The organism is Saccharopolyspora rectivirgula DSM 43747, from assembly GCF_000497205.1.
GTDB lineage: Bacteria > Actinomycetota > Actinomycetes > Mycobacteriales > Pseudonocardiaceae > Saccharopolyspora > Saccharopolyspora rectivirgula.
On sequence record NZ_AYJW01000066.1, the window covers coordinates 1 to 20,559 of the forward strand.

Annotated in this window: 22 protein-coding genes; 16 read left to right on the forward strand and 6 right to left on the reverse strand. The window is 67.7% G+C overall.

Annotated features, from left to right (window positions below; all coding sequences use genetic code 11):
- Window positions 1-739: 739 nt before the first annotated feature.
- Both SREC43747_RS0115815 and SREC43747_RS0115820 read right to left on the reverse strand, forming a co-directional pair.
- Entirely contained in the window at window positions 740-1,654 is a 915-nt protein-coding gene (locus tag SREC43747_RS0115815; RefSeq protein ID WP_051388081.1) for an oxygenase MpaB family protein, read from the reverse strand.
- A gap of 159 nt (window positions 1,655-1,813) precedes the next feature.
- Window positions 1,814-3,004 (reverse strand): dipeptidase, encoded by a 1,191-nt coding sequence (locus SREC43747_RS0115820; protein WP_029722285.1) that lies wholly within the window; start codon window positions 3,002-3,004, stop codon window positions 1,814-1,816.
- Between the two features lie 144 nt (window positions 3,005-3,148).
- On the opposite strand from SREC43747_RS0115820, the gene SREC43747_RS21625 reads away from it, so the two are divergent.
- The 10 genes from SREC43747_RS21625 (at window position 3,149) to SREC43747_RS0115870 (ending at window position 12,122) form a co-directional block, all read left to right on the forward strand.
- The gene (locus SREC43747_RS21625; protein WP_162832391.1) at window positions 3,149-3,310 is read left to right on the forward strand and encodes a hypothetical protein; all 162 of its coding nucleotides are present in this window, start codon (window positions 3,149-3,151) and stop codon (window positions 3,308-3,310) included.
- Between the two features lie 465 nt (window positions 3,311-3,775).
- A complete protein-coding gene (gene qcrB / locus SREC43747_RS0115830; RefSeq protein ID WP_037332251.1) occupies window positions 3,776-5,410 on the forward strand; it encodes a cytochrome bc1 complex cytochrome b subunit in 1,635 nt (544 codons plus the stop codon).
- Window positions 5,411-5,437: 27 nt separating this feature from the next.
- The gene (locus SREC43747_RS0115835) at window positions 5,438-6,370 is read left to right on the forward strand and encodes a ribonuclease Z (RefSeq protein ID WP_029722288.1); all 933 of its coding nucleotides are present in this window, start codon (window positions 5,438-5,440) and stop codon (window positions 6,368-6,370) included.
- Between the two features lie 108 nt (window positions 6,371-6,478).
- Window positions 6,479-6,760 (forward strand): metal-sensitive transcriptional regulator, encoded by a 282-nt coding sequence (locus tag SREC43747_RS0115840; RefSeq protein ID WP_029722289.1) that lies wholly within the window; start codon window positions 6,479-6,481, stop codon window positions 6,758-6,760.
- A 16-nt stretch (window positions 6,761-6,776) separates the two neighbouring features.
- Complete coding sequence (locus tag SREC43747_RS0115845) at window positions 6,777-6,977, forward strand: heavy-metal-associated domain-containing protein (protein ID WP_029722290.1); 201 nt, start codon at window positions 6,777-6,779, stop codon at window positions 6,975-6,977.
- 37 nt (window positions 6,978-7,014) lie between these two features.
- A complete protein-coding gene (locus tag SREC43747_RS0115850; protein ID WP_029722291.1) occupies window positions 7,015-9,255 on the forward strand; it encodes a heavy metal translocating P-type ATPase in 2,241 nt (746 codons plus the stop codon).
- Window positions 9,256-9,334: 79 nt separating this feature from the next.
- Complete coding sequence (locus tag SREC43747_RS0115855; protein WP_029722292.1) at window positions 9,335-9,844, forward strand: mycothiol transferase; 510 nt, start codon at window positions 9,335-9,337, stop codon at window positions 9,842-9,844.
- Window positions 9,845-9,906: 62 nt separating this feature from the next.
- Window positions 9,907-10,188: a DUF6343 family protein gene (locus SREC43747_RS0115860; RefSeq protein ID WP_029722293.1), complete on the forward strand. Its 282-nt coding sequence runs from the start codon at window positions 9,907-9,909 to the stop codon at window positions 10,186-10,188.
- Between the two features lie 111 nt (window positions 10,189-10,299).
- A complete protein-coding gene (locus SREC43747_RS0115865) occupies window positions 10,300-11,712 on the forward strand; it encodes an RtcB family protein (protein ID WP_029722294.1) in 1,413 nt (470 codons plus the stop codon).
- Complete coding sequence (locus tag SREC43747_RS0115870; RefSeq protein WP_029722296.1) at window positions 11,709-12,122, forward strand: archease; 414 nt, start codon at window positions 11,709-11,711, stop codon at window positions 12,120-12,122. The genes SREC43747_RS0115865 and SREC43747_RS0115870 overlap by 4 nt, the downstream gene beginning before the upstream one ends.
- A 32-nt stretch (window positions 12,123-12,154) precedes the next feature.
- Here the strand turns inward: SREC43747_RS0115870 and SREC43747_RS0115875 are convergent, their stop codons facing one another.
- The gene (locus SREC43747_RS0115875; RefSeq protein ID WP_029722297.1) at window positions 12,155-13,075 is read right to left on the reverse strand and encodes an AEC family transporter; all 921 of its coding nucleotides are present in this window, start codon (window positions 13,073-13,075) and stop codon (window positions 12,155-12,157) included.
- A gap of 401 nt (window positions 13,076-13,476) precedes the next feature.
- On the opposite strand from SREC43747_RS0115875, the gene SREC43747_RS0115880 reads away from it, so the two are divergent.
- The 3 genes from SREC43747_RS0115880 to SREC43747_RS0115890 all read left to right on the forward strand — a co-directional run bounded on the left by SREC43747_RS0115880 (window position 13,477) and on the right by SREC43747_RS0115890 (window position 18,043).
- The gene (locus SREC43747_RS0115880; RefSeq protein WP_029722298.1) at window positions 13,477-15,756 is read left to right on the forward strand and encodes a molybdopterin-dependent oxidoreductase; all 2,280 of its coding nucleotides are present in this window, start codon (window positions 13,477-13,479) and stop codon (window positions 15,754-15,756) included.
- Window positions 15,757-15,827: 71 nt separating this feature from the next.
- Complete coding sequence (moaA, locus tag SREC43747_RS0115885) at window positions 15,828-16,853, forward strand: GTP 3',8-cyclase MoaA (RefSeq protein ID WP_029722299.1); 1,026 nt, start codon at window positions 15,828-15,830, stop codon at window positions 16,851-16,853.
- 131 nt (window positions 16,854-16,984) lie between these two features.
- Entirely contained in the window at window positions 16,985-18,043 is a 1,059-nt protein-coding gene (locus SREC43747_RS0115890) for an NAD-dependent epimerase/dehydratase family protein (protein ID WP_029722300.1), read from the forward strand.
- Between the two features lie 9 nt (window positions 18,044-18,052).
- Here SREC43747_RS0115890 and SREC43747_RS0115895 read toward each other — a convergent pair whose 3' ends face one another.
- Window positions 18,053-18,376, reverse strand: a complete 324-nt coding sequence (locus SREC43747_RS0115895) for a hypothetical protein (RefSeq protein ID WP_029722301.1) — start codon at window positions 18,374-18,376, stop codon at window positions 18,053-18,055.
- Window positions 18,377-18,558: 182 nt separating this feature from the next.
- On the reverse strand, window positions 18,559-18,957 hold the full coding sequence (locus SREC43747_RS0115900; RefSeq protein WP_029722302.1) for a DUF6292 family protein: 399 nt from the start codon (window positions 18,955-18,957) through the stop codon (window positions 18,559-18,561).
- Window positions 18,958-19,144: 187 nt separating this feature from the next.
- Here SREC43747_RS0115900 and SREC43747_RS0115905 point away from each other — a divergent pair, with 187 nt between their 5' ends.
- Window positions 19,145-19,315, forward strand: a complete 171-nt coding sequence (locus SREC43747_RS0115905; protein WP_236623227.1) for a DUF6480 family protein — start codon at window positions 19,145-19,147, stop codon at window positions 19,313-19,315.
- Here the strand turns inward: SREC43747_RS0115905 and SREC43747_RS0115910 are convergent.
- Entirely contained in the window at window positions 19,312-19,740 is a 429-nt protein-coding gene (locus SREC43747_RS0115910; protein ID WP_029722304.1) for a hypothetical protein, read from the reverse strand. The genes SREC43747_RS0115905 and SREC43747_RS0115910 overlap by 4 nt on opposite strands.
- Window positions 19,741-19,936: 196 nt before the next feature.
- Here SREC43747_RS0115910 and SREC43747_RS21395 point away from each other — a divergent pair, with 196 nt between their 5' ends.
- Entirely contained in the window at window positions 19,937-20,098 is a 162-nt protein-coding gene (locus tag SREC43747_RS21395; RefSeq protein WP_160173027.1) for a hypothetical protein, read from the forward strand.
- 144 nt (window positions 20,099-20,242) lie between these two features.
- Window positions 20,243-20,559 (forward strand): Clp protease N-terminal domain-containing protein (locus SREC43747_RS0115920; protein ID WP_029722305.1); only part of this gene is annotated, 317 nt, incomplete at its 3' end.

The window sequence follows — 20,559 nt, forward strand, 5'->3', positions numbered from 1 at the left end:
GACCATGGATCCTCCTCCTATCCGGCAGCCAGGAGGCGTATCGGAATCGTATGGGCGCGCTTGCTGTACCGCAGTGCGAACAACACCGATCGACAGTCCCGTTTGACTGGCCCCTGTGTTCGAATCACTCGACAGGGCACTTCCCCTTGGGAGGAAAAAAGAATCTTCCAGAATCGGAATCATCAATCTGATGTGGATCTATTCCGGGAGAGAAGAATCTCCTTTTCTGCAGGAGCCGCTGAATTCAGTTCCGATCCGCAAACCCGGATGTGGCCTCCGCCCAGTCCTGGGAGGGGATGCACCACGGCGGTCGCGAAGCGGGTGCGCGCGAATCCCGGTGCCCCCTTCCGATACCACTTCTGCATGACGTGAACGCATCGGGTGAATGCACCGGTTGGGCAGCTGCACGGGCACTGCGCTTCCCGTCGGCAGCACGGCACTGGAGAAACCAGCTCGGTCGCAGCGCGCACCCCGGCCTGGCAGCCACCGGAGGAACGCAGCTGCTCGCCCTCCTCAGGGCGTTCATCCGGCTGTTCCGAGCGCTGGCGTTCGACAGGTGGCCCTGCTGGGAAGACCGGGCGCAGATCTCTTCCGAATCGCGCGGAGGTGGCAGCACGGTCCGGTGCGGTTGTGCAGCAGCCGCTCCCCTCCGCGGCGGAAGGGCTCCGCAACACCACGAGCAGCAGGTCGCGGCGAACCCGCTGCGACCTGCTGCTCACATCGAGAGGTGGAGAGGCTCTCAGCAGTTCCTGTGCACCGCAGGTGGGCGCTCCGGGAGTTGTTTTCCTTCGGCCAGCCGGCGGGCCCGGTAGCGGTGGAAGGAGCGGGGGCCGAGTTCCTGGATGGTCCATCCCTGCGGGTACGTGGGTGGGCGGGGCGCGACCGGACGGTGGTCGGGTCGGACCGGGCCGTAGCGGATGACCTTCGCCCTGGCCCTCAGCGCCAGCCGGGCGAGCTTCCGGGCGAAATCGGGAGGCTGCGGATAGCCGAAAGCCTCCAACAAGTGCGGATCCATGAGCAGGCGCGCTGCGCGCGAAACCACAGCACCGACTTTTCCGGGATACCACTCCCCGAACAGTCTGAGCGTCGCGTCGGCCACCCGACGTCCACCGGGGTCGAAGCCGAAGTACTTGCGCTCGTAATCGTCGAAGAATTCGCTGAATTCCTGGTACGTCTCGGGTATGTCGGAGATTTTCATCCCCTCCCCCATTCGTCGCATGACATTGGTCATCGCGCGGATCTCGTGGGGGTGGAGTTCTCTCCAGCCGAAATCGTCCAGCCAGCGAACCGGAGTCACGACGAAAGTCGAGAGGGTGTACAGGTAGTCCTCGTTGCTGATGCGGTACCGCCAGTGAATGGCGTTGATCTGGTCGATGGCTTCGCGGCCGCGCGGACTGCGCGGGCCCCAGTGGAAAACTTCGTAGAGCAGCAGCGTGGTGTCGTCATACCGCTTCTGCGGGCATTTGACGAATTCTCCGGTCCGGTCGAGCAATCGGCCGATGGACGGCACCGCATAGGTCCGGAACAACGCGAATTCAAGAGCTTTCGTTATGTCCCATGGAAACTCGTACTCGGCGAGCAGCCGGTAAATGGTTTCGCAGTCCCGATCCGCGTCCAGGGACAGAATTTGCTGCAATCGGTCGAACCGCTTCATGGGACACCTCAATTATGCGGCGATGATCCGCATCGAACTTAACGATCAGAAGAACGTGAGGTCAACGAACAATTCAATGCCTCACTCATCTACCGCAGTGCCCGTGGAGCAATCCGGCCCGGTCATCCGAACACCGGGCCGGAAAACGCAGCAATCGACTCAACCGTCCAGCTGCTCGATGGTGGCCACCGAAGGTTCTTCCGTCCGCTGCAGGGAACGGGCCACCGCCTCGGCGTCCCGCAGCACTCGAACCGCGTTCTGCCAAGTCAGCTTCGCCAGATCGGATTCCGACCAGTTCCGGGACAACAGCTCCGCCACCAGCTGGGGATAGCTGGCAACGGACTCCAACCCCTCCGGCATGTAGGGGGTGCCGTCGTAATCACCTCCGATGCCGAGGTGGTCGACACCTGCGACTTCGCGCATGTGATCCAGGTGGTCGGCCACCGTGGAAGCGGTGGCCACGGGCCGCGGGTTGGCCTTTTCGAACTCCGCTCGGACCGCCATCACCTCCGGAGTCGTTCCCAGCGGATCCAGACCACGAGCGCGCAGGTGCTCATCGGCGGCCTCCGCCCACTCCACGGCCTCCTGGAGGACGAACTTCGGCACGAAGGTCACCATCGCGACCCCGCCGTTCTCGGGCAGTTCGGCCAGCACGTCATCGGGGATGTTGCGGGGATGGTTGCACACCGCGCGGGCGGAGGAGTGCGAGAAGATCACCGGCGCCCGAGTGGCCCGCAGCGCGTCCCGCATGGTCTCGGCCGAGGTGTGGGACAGGTCCACCAGCATGCCCAGCCGGTTCATCTCCCGGACCACTTCGACGCCGAAGCGAGTCAGACCGTGCACGGCCGGCTCGTCAGTCGCCGAATCCGCCCACGGGACGTTGTCGTTGTGGGTCAGCGTCATGTACCTGACGCCAAGCCGGTGGAAAGCCCGCAGGGTCGCCAACGAACAGGCGATCGAATGCCCTCCCTCGGCGCCCATCAACGAGGCGATGCGGTCGGTTCCCCGGACCCGTTCCATCTCCTCCGCGGTGGTGACCAGCTGCAGCTGCTGGGGGTACTTCCGCACCAGGGACAAGACGCAGTCGATCTGTTCCAGGGTGGCGCTCACCGCCCGGTCGCCCTGCAGTTCGGCGTCCACGTAGACCGACCAGAACTGAGCGCCGACTCCGCCTTTCCGCAGCCGCGGCAGGTCGGTGTGCAAGCGATGGGACTGGTCCTGGGCGATGTCGCAGCGGTCCAGCCGGTAACCGACTTGTTCCCGCAGCGCCCAGGGCAAATCGTTGTGCCCGTCTGCCACCGGGTACTGCTCGAGCAAGCTCATGGCCCGCTCCAGCGCGGTTTCGGTCATGCCTCTCTCCATCTCGTTCCGGCTTGGAAGTGCAGAGAATAGCCAAGACCGATCACTTGCCCGAGAACACCAGCGTTTTCTGATCGAATCGACGGATGCGGGAAAACCCCGCACCATCGGAGGGTGACCCACATCCCGCACCAAATGGATCAGCCAGATCTGCCGGCGCTGTTGGTCGAATACGGTCAGCTCGCAGCTCAGCTACCCGCGGTGTCCCGGACCAGGGCAGCGGAAATCCGCGCCAGGCTGGCAGAACTCGACGCTTTGATCGACGAGCACATCGAGCGGGTTTCCCAGAATTCTTGAGCGCGGAAGCGCGCACCGCGGAGTTCCCTCCCCGCAGCTCCTCGCACGTCGAGTCGATGGCGCCCGGAACCGATCGATGCACGTGGGGCATCCACCTGAGGCGGTCCTGGGTGAACGGACGAACTGGAAAGCTTCACCCGTCTTCGCGCAATTTTTGCGACATGCCGAGGAGTTGCGTGATTTTTGGAGAAATCAGCCTCCCTCTCGCTCCGAGCGGGGGTGCGCATTGGTCGCACATTCCCGAGGCGGGGGCTGGAGCAACAGCGGGGACCTCGGTCCGCTCTCCGCCCCTGGCCGGGCACCTCCGGTGGATCCACCAACTGCCGCAACACCCGGTACCGCTGTGCTCAGCAGACCCGTCGGTGCGGCAGTACGCTGCAACTACGCCGTCGTGCACGGCCCCATGGCGAAGAAACGGTTCGCCGTTCGACGACGTCGACGGGCATCCAACGCTGGGGTGTTGCCATGAGCAGGCTGACCCAACCCGCGAAATCGGAGAGCAAGCTGCTCAACCGGCTCGGCCGCATGGCGACCGAGGTCGATCTCCGGCTGCAGGCCGGCTCCGGATTCCGCCGCCAGTTGAACAAGGTCTTCCCCTCGAACTGGTCGTACCTGCTCGGGGAGCTGGCGCTGTACAGCTTCATCATCCTGCTCGTCAGCGGCACGTACCTGGCGTACTTCTTCGATCCCTCCATGGCGGAGGTGACCTACAACGGCCCGTACAACAACCTCCGCGGTGTGGAGATGTCCCGGGCTTTCGAGAGCACCTTGCAGATCTCGTTCGAAGTCCGCGGCGGGTTGTTCGCACGGCAGATCCACCACTGGGCCGCCCTGGTGTTCATGGCTTCGATCGTGGCCCACATGTTCCGGATCTTCTTCACCGGTGCGTTCCGACGTCCCCGGGAGACCAACTGGACCATCGGGATCTTGTTGTTCATCCTGGGCATGTTCGAAGGGTTCGTCGGCTACTCGCTCCCCGACGACCTGCTGTCCGGTACCGGGCTGCGGATCGCTTCGGGCATCCTGCTGTCCATCCCGGTGGTCGGCACCTGGCTGAACTGGCTGCTGTTCGGCTCGGAATTCCCCGGCACCGAGATCATTCCGCGGTTCTACCTGTTCCACGTCTTCGTGCTGCCGGGGCTCATCATCGCGCTGATAGCGGTCCACTTGGCCTTGGTCTGGTACCAGAAGCACACCCAGTACCCGGGGGTGGGGCGCACCGAGAGCAACGTCGACGGCGTGCGGATCATGCCGAAGTTCGCGGTGAAGAGCATCGGTCTGTTGTTGATCCTCACCGGGGTGCTCGCCATCATGAGCGGGGTGTTCCAGATCAACGCGGTTTGGAACTTCGGCCCGTACGTGGCCAGCATGGTGTCGGCCGCTTCGCAGCCCGACTGGTACATGATGTGGACTGACGGCATGGGGCGGCTGTGGCCGCCGTGGGAGTTCTACTTGGGGCCGGTCACCATTCCAGCGCCCTTCTTCCCGCTGGTGCTCGGGTTGGGCCTGATCTTCACCATTGCGCTGGTCTACCCCGCTCTGGAGCGCAAGCTCACCGGCGACACCGCGCACCACAACCTGCTGCAGCGACCGCGCGACGTGCCGGTTCGGACCTCGCTCGGCATGATGGCGATCACGTTCTTCCTCGTGCTGCTGCTGTCCGGCGCCAACGACATCATTTCGTACGTCTTCGGCTTGTCGCTGAACGCCACGCTGTGGGCCGGGCGGATCGGCCTGCTGGTGCTGCCGCCGATCGCCTACTACGTGACCTACCGGATCTGCCTGGGGCTGCAGCGCTCCGACCGGCAGGTGTTGGAGCACGGCATCGAGACGGGGATCATCAAGCGGCTGCCCCACGGCGAGTTCATCGAAGTCCACCAGCCGCTCGGGCCGACCGATGAGCACGGGCACCCGATCCCGCTGTCGTACCAGGGGGCGCCTGTTCCCAAGCGGATGAACCAGATCGGCGCTGCCGGTCAGGCCACTCCGGGGAGCCTGCTCATCCCCGATCCCCGGGAGGAGACCGAGGCCCTGGAGCGCGCCAGAGCGGGCGAGCGGACGACGGAGGCGGGCCGGGAGATCGGCTCCGCCGAACAGTAGTTCCGCCGCTCGTTTAGAGTGCAGTGCGTGTCCAGCAGGGAACTGGTGGTCCTCGGTTCGGCGAGCCAGACTCCGACCCGCACCCGCAACCACAACGGCTACGTGCTGCGCTGGGACGGGATGGGGTTCTTGTTCGACCCGGGCGAAGGAACGCAGCGGCAGATGATCCGCAGCGGGGTGAGCGCCCACGACATCAACCACATCTGCTTGACGCACTTCCACGGGGACCACTGCCTGGGGCTGCCCGGGGTGATCCAACGGCTGTCGCTGGAACGGGTGCCCCACGCGGTCACCGTGCACTACCCGGCCGCGGGCCAGCGCTTCCTCGAACGACTGCGCTGGGCGTCCGCTTTCGAGGAGATCGCTTCGGTGCAGGAGCGCGGCATCACCACCGGCGGCGTGATCGCCACCGGATCGTTCGGCACGCTGGAGGCGGTTCCGCTGGACCACCGGATCGAGACGTTCGGCTACCGGCTTGTCGAGCCGGACGGCCGCCGCTTCCTGCCCGACAAGCTGGCCGAGCACGGGGTCCGCGGCCCGGACGTGGGGCGGTTGCAACGCGAGGGATCCCTGGTGGTCAACGGCCGGAGGGTCACGCTGGAAGAGGTCAGCGAGCCGCGCCGGGGGCAACGCTTCGCCTTCGTCATGGACACCCGGCTGTGCGACGGGGTGTTCGCCCTGGCCGAGCAGGCCGATCTGCTGGTCATCGAGTCGACCTTCCTCGAGCAGGACGCTCGGCTGGCCGATGAGTACCGGCACTTGACCGCCGCCCAGGCGGCGCGGGTCGCCCGCGAATCCGGGGTCAAGAGCTTGGTGCTCACCCACTTCTCGCAGCGCTATCCCGATGCCGGCCTGTTCTACGCGGAGGCCGCGTCCGTGTTCGACGGCCAGCTCACGGTCGCCGAGGACCTCACCCGGGTGGAGCTGCCACCTCGACGGGGCGCGGTCCGGAGCAGCTGAGCCGCCGCGCGGTTCCGGAACTCCCGCACAGGGCACCAGCGATCGCTCCTTACCCTACCCCCCTAGGGTATAAAGGTAGGGGCATGTTCGTTTCCCCGGGGAGGACTGATGCGGGGATACAGTCACGACAAGCAGGCCTACATCCACCGGCTCCGCCGCATCGAGGGGCAAGTCCGAGGACTCGCCCAGATGATCGATGACGACAGGTACTGCATCGACGTGCTGACACAAGTGTCGGCCGCCACCCGCGCTTTGCAGTCCGTCGCCCTCAACCTGCTCCAAGAGCACCTCGAGCACTGCGTTTCCGAGGCCGCGGCCGCCGGGGACGAACTCGCCGAGGAGAAGGTGCGGGAAGCGAGCGAGGCCATCGCCCGATTGGTGAAGTCCTGAATCCGAGGAGGAACAGATGACCAGCACCTACTCCGTCAGCGGGATGAGCTGCCAGCACTGCGTGCGAGCGGTCACCGAGGAGATCAGCCAGATCACCGGGGTCACCGACGTCGCCGTGGACCTGGACACCGGCACGGTCACCGTCACCAGCAGCGAGCCGATCAGCGACAGCGACGTCAAGGCGGCCGTCGAAGAAGCCGGTTACGAATTGAACTGACCACTCCAGCAATGCCGGACTGCGGACAGGAGGCCCGATGGGCAGGACTGTGACCGGTTCCCCGACTCAGCAGATCGAGCTCAAGATCGGGGGGATGACTTGTGCGGCATGCGCTGCCCGCGTCGAACGCCGGCTGCAGAAGCTCGACGGCGTCACCGCAGCGGTCAACCTGGCCACCGAACGCGCAACCGTCACCTACCCCGCGGAGCTGACGCCCGAACAGCTGATCGAGCAGGTGGAAAAGGCCGGTTACACCGCGGCGCTCCCGGAAGAGCAGCAGAGCGGCGACACCGATGAGCAGACCCGTTCCCTGCTGCTGCGGCTCGTCGTTTCGGCGGCCCTGGCGGCCCCGGTGATCGTCCTGGCCATGGCACCAGCGCTGCAGTTCCCCTACTGGCAGTGGGTTTCCCTGGCCTTGACCACTCCGGTGGCGTTCTGGGGGGCTTGGCCGTTCCACCGCGCCGCGTGGGCGAACCTGCGGCACGCCACGGCCACGATGGACACCCTGATCTCCCTGGGCGTCCTGTCGGCCTACCTGTGGTCGTTGTACGCCTTGGTGTTCGGTTCAGCGGGCACCCCGGGCATGCGGCATTCGTTCAGCCTGTTCGCCCAGCAGGCCCCGGGGGAGGCCATCTACCTGGAAGTGGCCTCCGGGGTCACCGCGTTCATCCTCGCCGGCCGGTACTTCGAGCGCCGCTCCAGGCGGCGGGCCGGAGCGGCGATGCGGGCGCTGCTGGAGCTCGGCGCCAAGGACGTGGCGGTCCTCCGGGACGGCGTGGAGCAGCGGGTCCCGGTCGACGAGCTGTCCGCGGGCGACGAGTTCGTGGTGCGCCCGGGCGAGAAGATCGCCACCGACGGAGTCGTCGTGGCTGGCAGCTCCGCGATCGACACGAGCATCCTCACCGGGGAGTCCGTGCCCGTCGAGGTCACCAGCGGGGACGAGGTGACCGGCGGCACCGTGAACACGAGCGGCCGCTTGGTCGTCCGAGCTTCCCGGGTCGGCTCGGACACCAAGCTCGCCCAAATGGCCCGCTTGGTGGAGCAGGCGCAGAGCAGCAAGGCGGACGTCCAACGGCTCGCGGACCGCGTCTCGGCGGTGTTCGTTCCGGCGGTCATCGCGCTCGCGGCCATCACGCTGGCCGGTTGGTTGATCTCCGGTGCCGAGGTGAACTCGGCGTTCACCGCGGCCGTAGCGGTGTTGATCATCGCCTGCCCCTGCGCCCTGGGGCTGGCCACGCCCACCGCGCTGCTCGTCGGCACCGGCCGCGGCGCCCAACTGGGCATCCTGATCAAGGGGCCGGAGGTGCTGGAGTCGACTCGCCGTGTCGACACGGTGGTGCTGGACAAGACCGGCACGGTGACGACCGGCCGGATGTCGCTGGCCGGTGTCCAGGTCGCCCGCGGCGTCGACAAGGACGAGCTGCTCCGGTTGGCCGGGGCCGCGGAGCACGCCTCCGAGCACCCGATCGCCCGGGCGGTTGCCGAAGCCAGCGCCGAACAGGTCGGTGAGCTGCCCGCCGCGACGTCCTTCCACAACTTCTCCGGGCTGGGCGTGCAGGCCACCGTGGAAGGGCATTCCGTGCTGGTGGGCCGCCCGGCGCTGCTCGAAGAGCACGACCAGCCGCTGCCGGCGGACCTGGTGGAGGCGCAACTGGCGGCCGAGCAGAACGGGCAGACCGTGGTCGCCGTGGCATGGGACGGGCGTGCTCGGGGGATCCTCGCGGTCAGCGACAGCGTGAAGCCGACTTCGGCGCAAGCCGTTGCCCGTCTGCGCGAGTTGGGGCTGCACCCGGTGCTGCTGACCGGTGACAACGAGACCGTCGCCCGAGCGGTGGCCGCCGAAGTCGGTGTCCAGGACGTGATCGCCGAGGCGTTGCCGGACGGCAAGGTCGAAGCGATCGCGCAGCTGCAGCGCAACGGCAAGGTCGTCGCGATGGTGGGCGACGGCGTCAACGACGCCGCTGCGCTGGCCCAGGCCGATCTCGGGTTGGCCGTGGGCACCGGCGCGGACGTCGCGATCGAAGCCGCCGACCTCGCCCTGGTCCGCGGCGATCTGAACTCCGCCGTGGACGCCATCCGGCTGTCCCGGCGGACGCTGGGAACCATCAAGGGGAACCTGTTCTGGGCGTTCGCCTACAACGTGGCCGCACTACCGCTGGCCGCCTTCGGCCTGTTGAACCCGATGATCGCCGGTGCGGCGATGGCGTTCTCCAGCGTCTTCGTGGTCACCAACAGCCTGCGGCTGCGCCGCTTCCGCAGCATCGCGCGGAGTTCTTGAGCCGCTGCGCATCGGCCTGCTCCCCAGCTCGACAGTGCTTACCGTGACCCAGGGGATGCCAATCGAAGGGAGCAGGCCGATGTCCAGTCGCGATGTCTTTCTCGATGCCTTCGACCGGGTGAGCCAGGCCGTGCACGGCGCGGTACGCGGGTTGACCCGGGAGCAGCTCGCCCACCGGATCGATCCGGGCGCCAATTCCATCGCCTGGCTGATCTGGCACTTGACCCGGGTGCAGGACGACCACATCTGCGACCTGGCCGGAACCGAGCAGGTGTGGACCGCCCAGGGCTGGGCGGACCGGTTCAGCTTGCCCCTCCCCGTGGAGGACACCGGTTACGGGCACACTTCGGAAGAGGTCGCCGCGGTGCGGGTCGGCGAGAAGCTGCTGACCGGGTACCACGACGCGGTCCACGCCCACACCGCCGAGTACCTGCAGCGGGTGAACGACCGGGATCTGGGCAAGGTCATCGACACCTCGTGGGACCCGCCGGTCACGCTGGGGGTGCGCATCGTGAGCGTCATCGCCGACGACCTGGAGCACGCGGGTCAGGCCGCGTTCATCCGCGGCGTCCTCAAGCGCGCCGGCTGAGCTGCGGCCCCGTCTCGACCACTGGTTGTGACGCCGAACGCGATGTTGGGTAGCCAGCGGTCATGCCGAAACGCAAGAGGGAAGAGTACGAACGCGGACTGCCGGGCTACCACGATCCGTTCGCCGGCTACGCCGGGGCTCCCTACGCCCGGAGCGCTTTGACCCTGCGGCTGTGGCTGGCCGGATTCGGTCTGGTCTTCTGCGGGGTGGCCGGCGGGGTGCTGCTGACCCAGCCGCAGCCTCCGCTGGTGATCTTCGGCTGGGTGCTCATCGCGCTGGCCGTCATAGCCGCGGTGGATCTGGCGTGGGTCGCGCACCGCAAACGACGTGGCGAGCCGGGCTAGTCCCCAGCTGCCCCGGGGGAAGAGCACGGGGCCCGCGCGTTCCGGGCCGCAGCCCGGCCGTGATCCACAACTGCGGCCGGCGGGTTAAGTTAGCAGCAGCGGGAGGGAGCTGTGGATCTGATCGCGGAGACGCCGTACCGGTTCCGCATCGAGCAGCACGGCTCGATGCGGGTTCCGGGGATCGTTTTTGCGTCCGAGGCGCTGCTGCCCGAGAAGTCCGAGGGCGCACTGGAGCAGGTGGTCAACGTTGCCGGGTTGCCGGGCATCGTGGGTGCTTCTTACGCGATGCCCGACATGCACTGGGGCTACGGCTTCGCGATCGGCGCCGTCGCCGCCACCGACGTGGCCACCGGTGGTGTGGTCTCCCCCGGCGGGGTCGGTTTCGACATCTCCTGCGGGGTCCGGCTGCTGGCCGCCGACTTGGACCGGGACGACTTCGAGCGACGCGCGGACCGCATCATGGACGGGCTGAGCGCGGCCATCCCGCGCGGCGCCGGCAAGGGAGCGGTCTGGGAGCTGCCGGACTCGGAACTGCAGCGGGTGCTGCTGGAGGGCTCGCGCTACCCGGTGGAACGGGGGTACGGAACCCAACGGGACCTGGACCGGTGCGAGGACGGCGGGGCGGTCGACGACGCCGACACCTCCCAGATCGGTCAGCGGGCACGAGCCCGGGGGCTGGCCCAGCTGGGCAGCCTCGGGTCGGGCAACCACTTCTTGGAGGTGCAGGCGGTCGAGCAGATCTACGACCAGCGCGCCGCCGAGGTCTTCGGACTGCGCCAGGACGGCGTGTGCGTGATGATCCACTGCGGTTCGCGCGGGCTCGGCCACCAGATCTGCACCGACCACGTGCGCGCCATGGAGTCGGCCATGCCCCGCTACGGGATCAGCGTGGCGGACCGGCAGTTGGCCTGCGCGCCCGTCGACTCCCCGGAGGGACGTGCTTATCTGGGGGCGATGGCCGCTGCGGCCAATTTCGCCCGCGCCAACCGCCAGGTGCTGGGCACCGCGGCGAGCGACGTGTTCCGCAAGGAGACCGGGGTTGAGCTGGAGCTGGTGTACGACATCTCGCACAACCTGGCGAAAGTGGAGAGCCACGCGGTGGACGGGGAGACGCGCCAGTTGTGCGTGCACCGGAAGGGCGCGACCAGGGCGTTGCCGCCCGGGCATCCGGAGCTGCCCCCCGACCTGCGGGAGGTGGGCCAGCCGGTGCTGATCCCCGGGTCGATGGGCACCGCTTCGTACGTGTTGACGGGTGTGCCCGGTGGGGACGCGTTCTTCTCCACGTGCCACGGCGCGGGCCGCACCCAGAGCCGTCACCAGGCGGTGCGGTCGGTCGACGTCAAAGAGCTGCGCAAGGAGCTGACCCGCCAGGGTGTCCGGGTTCGGGGCAGCTCGGCGCGCGGCCTCGCCGAGGAAGCACCGACCGCTTACAAGGACGTCGACGCGGTGGTCGAAGCAGCGGAAGGTGCTGGCCTGTGCCGCAAGGTGGCTCGGCTCGTCCCGCTGGGCGTGGTGAAGGGATGAGCGAGGGGTTCAGGCTGCTCCCCCACACCGCTGATGTGCGCTTCGAGGCGTGGGGGCCGACGCGGGAGGCCTGCCTCGCACAAGCTGTGCGGGCGTTCACGGCGACGTTCGCCGAGGTCTCCGGAGCGCACCCCGACCAGCGCAGGTCGGTGGTGCTGGACGCCGAACAGGACGAGCAGCTCCTGCTGGCCGCGCTGGACGAGCTCGTCTTCTTGCTCGACACCGAGGACGCGGTCCCGGTGGACGTCAGCGCTGAGCGGACGGACGGCGGAGCGCTGCTCCAGTTGTGGACCACTTCGGTGCGAGTGCTGCGTTCCACGGGAGCGGCCCCGAAGGCCGTGTCCCTGCACGGCCTGCAATTCAGCCGCGAGAACGACGAGTGGCGCTGCTCGGTGACCTTGGACGTGTGATGGCCGACCGCCGCGGAGCGGGCGTTCCGCGCTCAGCCCAGCAGGGCGGTTATCACGACCAGGACCGGCACCGACATGATCGTGGACAGCAGGATCGATTCCCGCGCCAGCCGCACCGCGGTGTTGTACTGCGAGGCGTAGGTGAACATGTTCTGCGCCGCGGGCAGCGAAGCGATCACCACCACGGCGAACAGGGCGGCACCGGTGAGCCCGAAGACCCCGGCGCCGATGGCCCACGCCACGAGTGGGTGCACCACGGATTTCAACGCGACCGACAGCAGCACCGGCCAGCGCTCCGGACCGCCTCCGGGCAGCACGCTCTCCTGCAAGGACAGGCCGAAGGCCATCAGCACCGTGGGCACGGCCAGCCCGCCCAGCAAGGAGATCGGTTCCAGGACGGGTTGGGGGACTTCCCAACCGGTCACCGAGACGGCTATGCCGAGCAGCGAGCCGATCAGGATGGGGTTGGTGAACGGGGTGATCAGACGCCGCCACAGCGGCATCTGCTCGCCGGAGCCGGCCAATTCGACCGCTGTTAGTCCGATGGGGTTGAGCACCAGGATCTGGAACAGCATGACCGGGGCTACCAGGGAACCGTCGCCGAGGACGTAGACGGCGATGGGGATGCCCAAGTTCCCGGCGTTGACGTAGGTGGAGCACATCGCCCCGATCGCCGTCCAACCGGGGTTCCACCTGCACAGCAGGGAGATGACGACGAACAGGGCCCCCACCAGCAGGGTGCTGAGGGCGGTGACCAGCAGCGGGAGCGAGAACAGCACCGACACGTCGGAGTCGGCCAGCATCTGGAACAGCAGGGTGGGCGTGCCGACGTAGAACGAGAGCTTGGTCAGCGTCTCGCGAGCCGGGGCCCCCAGGATTCCGAACCGGCCGAGCAGGTAACCGACGAGGATGATGACCGCGATCACCCCGAAGCCCTGGATCACTCCGGCCACCGCGCCTCCAGCACAAGGTCAGAAACGGCACGAGAAGACGTCGTCCGCCGGCCGGGGTCGTCGAGTGCGACGCGAGCAGCGCAGACCGGCCCGGTTCTCATCTCCCCCGTTGTTCTTCCAGCACGCCGAACATCCTTAGCGATCCTAGCGATCAGGCGATGTCGGACCCGTGCACCATGACAATGCTCACAACGGAAGTCCAATATGGACGAATTGCGCCCTTCGCAGACCGTTCCTCACCTCTCGTGACAGCGCGAGCACGCACTGCTCGGAAAGCGGCCGCTCCGCTCGAACGGCGCGGTGGAACGCCTCACGGCGAAAGCGGGCACCGGCCCGACCGACCACCCGCTGCCGGGCTAGCGTGGAAGAACACCGCACCGCAAGCCGCACCTGTGGAGTTGATGGACCTGTCGAGCACCACTTCGCACTGGGGCGCTTACCGCGCAGCACCGAGCGAGAGCGAGAACCTCCCCCTGCGGGTGCAGCCGCATCCGGACGATCCAGCTCCGTCTCCACTGCTGGAGAACATCGCGGACAGCGTGCACCACCCCACCCGCATCGCCAAACCGGCGATCCGCCGGGGATGGCTGGAGCACGGCCCCGGCCCCAGCGCGGCACGCGGAACCGAGGAGTTCGTCGAGACCAGTTGGGAAACCGCGCTCGACATCGTCGCCGAACAGCTAGAACGAACGGTGCGCGTCCACGGCAACGAAGCCGTCTACGCCGGCTCCTACGGCTGGGCGAGCGCCGGCCGATTCCACCACGCCCCCAGCCAGCTGCACCGGTTCCTGAACACGCTGGGCGGCTACACCGGTTCGCGCGGCAACTACAGCAACGGAGCCTCGACCGTTCTGCTGCGCTACCTCATCGGCGACCCCGACTTGGTGCTGCACCACGCGGACAGCTGGCAGACCATCCGAGAGCACGCGGACCTCGTGGTCGCCTTCGGCGGCCTGCCCCTCAAGAACCTCTTCGTCACCCCCGGCGGGATCACCCAGCACCAGGGGGTGGCCTCCCTGCGCCAGCTGTCCGGCCCCTCGCTCGCCGTGGTCTCCCCGCTGCCCAGCGACGTCCCCGAAGGCCCCGACGCCCGCTGGTACCGGATCGAACCCCGCACCGACACCGCGCTGATCCTCGGGCTCGCGCACACGCTGCTGACCGAAGGACTGCACGACGAGCGGTTCCTGACCCGCTGCTGCACCGGCTTCGACAAGCTGGCCGATTACCTGCTCGGACGACAGGACGACACGCCGAAGTCCGCCGAATGGGCACAGCTGCGGTGCGGAGTCCCCGCAGCGCAGATCCGACAACTGGCCCGGCAGATGGCCAGTGGACGCACTCTGATCACGATGTCCTGGTCCCTGCAACGCACCGAGAACGGCGAACAACCGATCTGGGCGGGGCTGTGCCTGGCGGCGATGCTCGGGCAGATCGGACTCCCGGGCGGTGGCTTCGCCCACGGGCACGGGTCCATGGCGGACGTCGGAGACGCCGCACCCCTCGCCGGGCTCCCCGCGCTCCCCCAGGGCACCAATCCGGTGAGCTCGTTCATCCCGGTGGCCCGGATCGCTGACATGCTGCTGAAGCCAGGAGAGCCGTTCCACTACACCGGCCAGACCTTCCACTACCCGAACATCCGGCTGGTCTACTGGGCCGGCGGGAACCCGTTCCACCACCACCAGGACCTCAACCGGCTGCGCCGCGCCTTCCAACGGCCGGACACGATCATCGTGCACGAGCCGCACTGGACAGCGACCGCCCGGCACGCCGACATCGTCCTCCCGGTGGCGACTTCCCTGGAGCGGGAGGACATCGGCGCCGGCAGGCGCGACACCCGGGTCATCGCCATGCGCCGGATCCTGGAACCGGTCGACGAGGCGCGCACCGACCACGAGATCTTCACCGAGCTGGCCCACCGGCTCGGGGTGCGCGCTCAGTTCACCGCCGGCCGCACCCCGCGGCAGTGGCTGGAGCACCTCTACGAGCAGTGGCGAGCCGGGCAGGGCGGCGCGGTTCCGGACTTCCACGCCTTCTGGCGAGCCGGGGAGTGCCAGGTGCCGGAGCAGCCGCGCCGCACCCCGTTCGCCGACTTCCGCGAGTCCCCGGACCGGTATCCGCTCGCCACGCAGAGCGGACGGATCGAGCTGTTCTCCGAGCAAATAGCCAGCTACCGGTTGCCGGACATGCCGGGACACCCGGTGTGGATCGCTCCGCCGCCCTCCCGCTGGCCGCTGCTGCTCATCGCCAACCAGCCCGCCACCCGGCTGCACAGCCAGGGCGACGTGGGGCGGCTGAGCCAGCGGAACAAGGTCAACGGGCGCGAACCAGTGCGGATCAACCCCGACGACGCGGCCACCCGGGGCATTCGAGAGGGCGATGCCGTGCGCGTGCACAACGACCGGGGAGCTTGCCTGGCCGGCGCTCGCATCGACCCGGAAGTCCCACCGGGCATCGCGGTGCTGCCCACCGGGGCCTGGTTCGACCCGCTCCCCGACGCCAGCCAGCCCGGTGGGGTGCTGTGCGTGCACGGCAACCCCAACGTGCTCACCGCCGACCAGCCGTCCTCGCAGCTCACCCAGGGGTGCACGGGGCAGCACGCCCACGTGGAGATCGAACGCTGCACCACCTCACCACCGGCTCCGCGGTATCTGTTCCCGCCTCCGCTGGCCGGAGAGGTATAAGATCGATTACTTGCTCGCAAGAGAGAGCGAAGAGCACCATTGGGAACATCCGCACAGTCAGGAGGTACGCGATGCCAGCGGCACAGAGCGGTAGCACGGACCGGTTCGGCCGCCGGCTGCGCGACCTGCGGATTTCCGTGACCGACCGGTGCAACTTCCGCTGCCGGTACTGCATGCCGCGGGAAGTGTTCGGGGCGGACCACCAGTTCTTGGACCGGGCTGAACTGCTCAGCTTCGAAGAGATCACCAGGCTCGTCCGGGTGTTCGCCGAACTGGGGGTGCGCAAGATCCGGTTGACCGGCGGCGAACCCCTCCTGCGGCGCAACCTCGAAGACCTCGTGGCGATGATCTCCGTGGTGCCCGGGATCGAGGACATCGCGCTGACCACCAATGCCTCCCTGCTGGCCGCCAAAGCGCAGGAGCTGCGGGAGGCCGGGTTGCGCCGGGTGACGGTCAGCCTCGATTCCTTGGACGAACAGCACTTCGCCCAGATCAGCGACACGCGAGTTCCTCTCTCCCAGGTCCTCCGCGGAATCGAGGCGGCGCGCCGGGTCGGCCTCGCACCGATCAAGATCAACTCGGTGATCAAGCGCGGCGTCAACGACGGGGACGACCTCCTCCGCCTGGCCGAGTTCGGCCGGGAGCACGGACACATCGTGCGCTTCATCGAGTACATGGACGTCGGCACCACGAACGGGTGGCGGATGACCGACGTCATCCCGGCCAAGGAAGTGGTGGAGCGCATCAACGCTGTCTGGCCGGTGGAGCCGACCGAAGCGCACTACCCCGGGGAGGTCGCCCGACGCTACCGCTACTTGGACGGGCGGGGAGAGATCGGGCTGATCACCTCGGTCACCCAGCCGTTCTGCCAGAGCTGCACCCGAGCGAGGTTGTCCGCCCAAGGCGAGCTGTTCACCTGCCTGTTCGCCGCGCGCGGCCACGACCTGCGCGCGCTGGTGCGGAGCACGGCGAGCGACGCGGAGCTCAAGGACCGCATCAGCGGCATCTGGCAGCGCAGGTCCGACCGCTACTCGGAGCTGCGGACTTCCGGGACCGCTCCCCGCTCGAAAGTGGAGATGTCCTACATCGGCGGCTGACCCCCGCCCCTCACTCCTTCCTCATTGGACTACTGCTTCCGCTTGCTCCTCCCGCCCGCAGCGGTTTAGTTGTTCCCTCGCCAGGGCAATCCTGTGCGGGATTGCGACGGCAACCGGCGAGGGGACCTCCAATGCAGGCTGCGAACAGCACCCGGGTGGCAGTGGTGGGAGCGACCGGGAACCTCGGGAGCAGCATCGTCGCTGCCCTCCAGAACGATCCGCAGGTGGACTCGATCGTCGCCATCTCCAGGAGAGAACCCACCGGTTTCGGCGACAAGGTCCACTGGCGCAAGGGCGACATCCTGAAGGACGACCTCCCCCACCTGTTCCGCGACGTCGACTGCGTGATCCACCTGGCCTGGACCTTCCACCCCACCCACGATCCGGTCGCCACTTGGCGCACCAACGTGCTGGGAAGCCTGCGCGTGTTCGACGCGGTGGCCGCGGCCAACGTGCCGGCGCTGCTCTACGCCTCTTCGGTGGCGGCGTACTCCCCCGGCCCGGAACGGGCCATCGACGAGAGCTGGCCCACCCACGGTTGGCCGGGAGCCGCCTACCCTCGCGAGAAGGCCTACCTGGAACGCTGCCTCGACGTGTTCGCCGAAGAGCACCCCGACATCCGCGTGGTGCGCATGCGAACCGCCTTCTGCTTCAAAGCCCAGTCCGCGTCGGAGCAGCGCCGAATATTCATCGGTCCGCTGCTGCCCAACAGTCTGGTGCGCCCCGAACTGCTGCCGGCGATCCCGTCGTTCCCCGGCCTGCAACTGCAGGCGCTGCACAGCGACGACGCCGCCGAGGCGTACCGGCTGGCAGTGCACTCCGACGCGCGCGGTGCTTTCAACGTGGCCGCAGAGCCGGTGATCGACGCCGCCGTGCTCTCCGAACTGTTCGGTGCCCGGACCGTTCCGGTCCCGTCCTGGCCGATACGGGGACTGCTGGCGGCTCTTTGGCAGATGCGGCTGGTACCGGCTTCCCCCGATCTGTTCGACACCTTCCTGCACCTGCCGATCATGGACACCACTCGGGTGCGCACCGAACTGGGCTGGTCACCGCGGTACACCGCGACGGAAACGCTCGAGGAATTCCTCCGCGCGCTGCGCCAGGGCACCGGTGGGGAAACACCACCGCTGCGGCCTTCCTCCTCGACCGGTCGCTTGAGCGAAGTCCTCACCGCGGGAACTCGAGTTTGACCGAGGACTTCACGCCCCTGCCCCGAGCAGCTGCGTCGGCCAGCCGGCCCTGGTGAGCTCGAACTTCCTGCCATCGAGGCGGGTCACGTTCTCCTCCTGGTCCGCGTCCGGCCCACGCAGCACGTGGAACTGGGCGATGGCCGCCACCGCCATGCTCAAGTAGGACGGGTCCGTGGTCAACTTCGTGACCTCGTTCCCGTCCTGGTCCACGCACAACAGCACGCCGTAGCCCCGCCCAGAGGGTTCGAGCCCCATTTCCCGGCACACCCGCCGGTACTTCCTCCTGCCCAATGTGGACGGACTCAGGAAGACGAATTCGCACGCGCGCAACATGTCGTCCCACCCCGCCGAACCAACCCGTTCTGCGCTGGGGCCAGCACCCCGGCGAAGCTTCAGCCGGAACCTCTCAGCCCTCGGGGAGCAACCGGATGGGCTGGCACCTCCACCACCGCTGGGACGCCCGGTACAAGTCCATGCTCACCGCTCACCACTCCGGACACAACACGATCGCCCGATCAGACCAGCTGGGCCAACCGCACCTCGAGATCGTCGTTCCGCTCGGGCTGCCGGAACCCCGGCGGGAAGACGGTCCCCGGGTGATCGCCGGAAGCGGCTGCGGCGAGAAAACCTTCCACCAAGCCGGCGTCCGGCAGGATGTCCTCGCCTAAATAACCGAGGACTGTCGTGTCACCGTCCCCGATCTCCACCCGGAGCGCCCACCCGTTCACCTCGTCCCAGGTGAGCAGCAGCGGGAGTTCGACCAGAGTGGGAACTCTCGGGCGAACCAGGATGATCGCCGTCGCCAAGACGTCCTCGACGTCGATGTCGACTTCGTAGACATCGCTGCCCAGGTGATCGGTGACGCTGTTGATGTAGTTGACGAGTCCGTCCGCAGCCCGGCTGGTTGGGTCCATCCCGACTTCCCTCCTGTTGGTCCGGCAAAGCGTGGGCAACCACTCGGGTATCCAGCCAGCGCCGAGATAGACCTGTGGTTTCAGCAGAAAATCTCCGGGTTAACCGGAAGACATGACGTCACGCCAGTCCAGCGAGCCGCCGGAACCGGATCCGGACCGAACCCCCGGCCTGGAACCCGGAGGATCCGTGCCCCCCGGGGAAACTCCTCCTGACGCAGCCTCGGCCACCGGCGCGGTCTCCCACAAGTCCACCCCGTCGGCCCAGGGGACGAAGTGGCTGTGGATAGCGGGCATCGCCGTCATCGTCCTCTTGGTGGCCGCTTTCTTCGGCTTCCTGGCCGCGGGAATGCTGCTCTAACCGGTCGGCAAGCCCGGACGGACGAGCTGCCGGAGCACTTCCTCCGCCACCGCGGCTTCCCCGATCCGCACCACGGACCCGCCCGGTTGCAAGCGGTGCACCTGCACGCCGCGCGAGCGCAGCGCACCGACCAGCTGCTGGTGCGCGCAATCATCGGCGATCGGCTGCCGGGGCAAGGACACCAGCAGCACCGCACGAACCACCCCGGGCCGGTGCGCTGCCAGCACCAGGGCCAGCTGGGCGTTCGACGCATCGGCCAACAAGTAGACGCGGGAGGACCGCTCGGCCTGGTCCTCCAGGGTGATCCGAGCATCCACCAGTGGGTCACCCCAAAGCCTGTTGCCCGGCCAGACGACGCGGACCTCACCGGCCAGCTCCTGCCAGCGCGGGGAAGGCGCTCCAGCGAGCGCAGCGCTGCTGAGCACGATCAGCGCAGCTCCTCCGTCGACCGCTGCTCACCTCCTCCGCCGCGGCCAGAACACGACCGCTGGTCTGCAGGTACCCGTCCGGTCGACCGGGAAATCCCCGCGACCCAGGGCAACAGCGGCGAGGTTTGACCTCACCCCGCGCGCGGGAAGCCCAGAAGGGCAGATCAACACAATCATCGAGGTGGTTCAGCCAATGGATTCGGCGACTGACGACCGGGCGATTGACGACCGCGAGCAGATCCCCACTGAGTCCGAGCCGCTGTCATCTCCCCACCGGTCTTCCCCGAAGCCAGGTGAACAGTCCGCCAACAGCGAAGACATCGACGAGGAAGTCATCACTCTCGGCTACGACTGACCAGCCACATCTCCCCGGTTTTCCGAGTGATGCCCGGCGGCCGTCTGGATACCCTCGGCACGAAAGCGCCGGCGGCTCCGCTCAGCGGCCACCCACAACCAGCCCGGGGTCTTCCGGTTGCCACATCGCCACCAGGGGGTCCGGATGTTCGAGAGGTTCACCGACCGCGCGAGGCGGGTGGTTGTCCTGGCCCAGGAGGAGGCCAGGATGCTCAACCACAACTACATCGGCACCGAGCACATTCTCCTGGGCTTGATCCACGAAGGCCAGGGGGTGGCCGCGCAAGCGCTGGAAGTTCTGGGGATCTCACCGGCGACCGTGCGGGACCACGTGGCCGAGATGGTCGGCCGCGGGGAGAGCACAGCTGGTGGTCACATCCCGTTCACCCCACGGGCGAAGAAGGTGCTGGAGCTGTCGCTGCGCGAGGCGCTGCAGCTCGGGCACAACTACATCGGCACCGA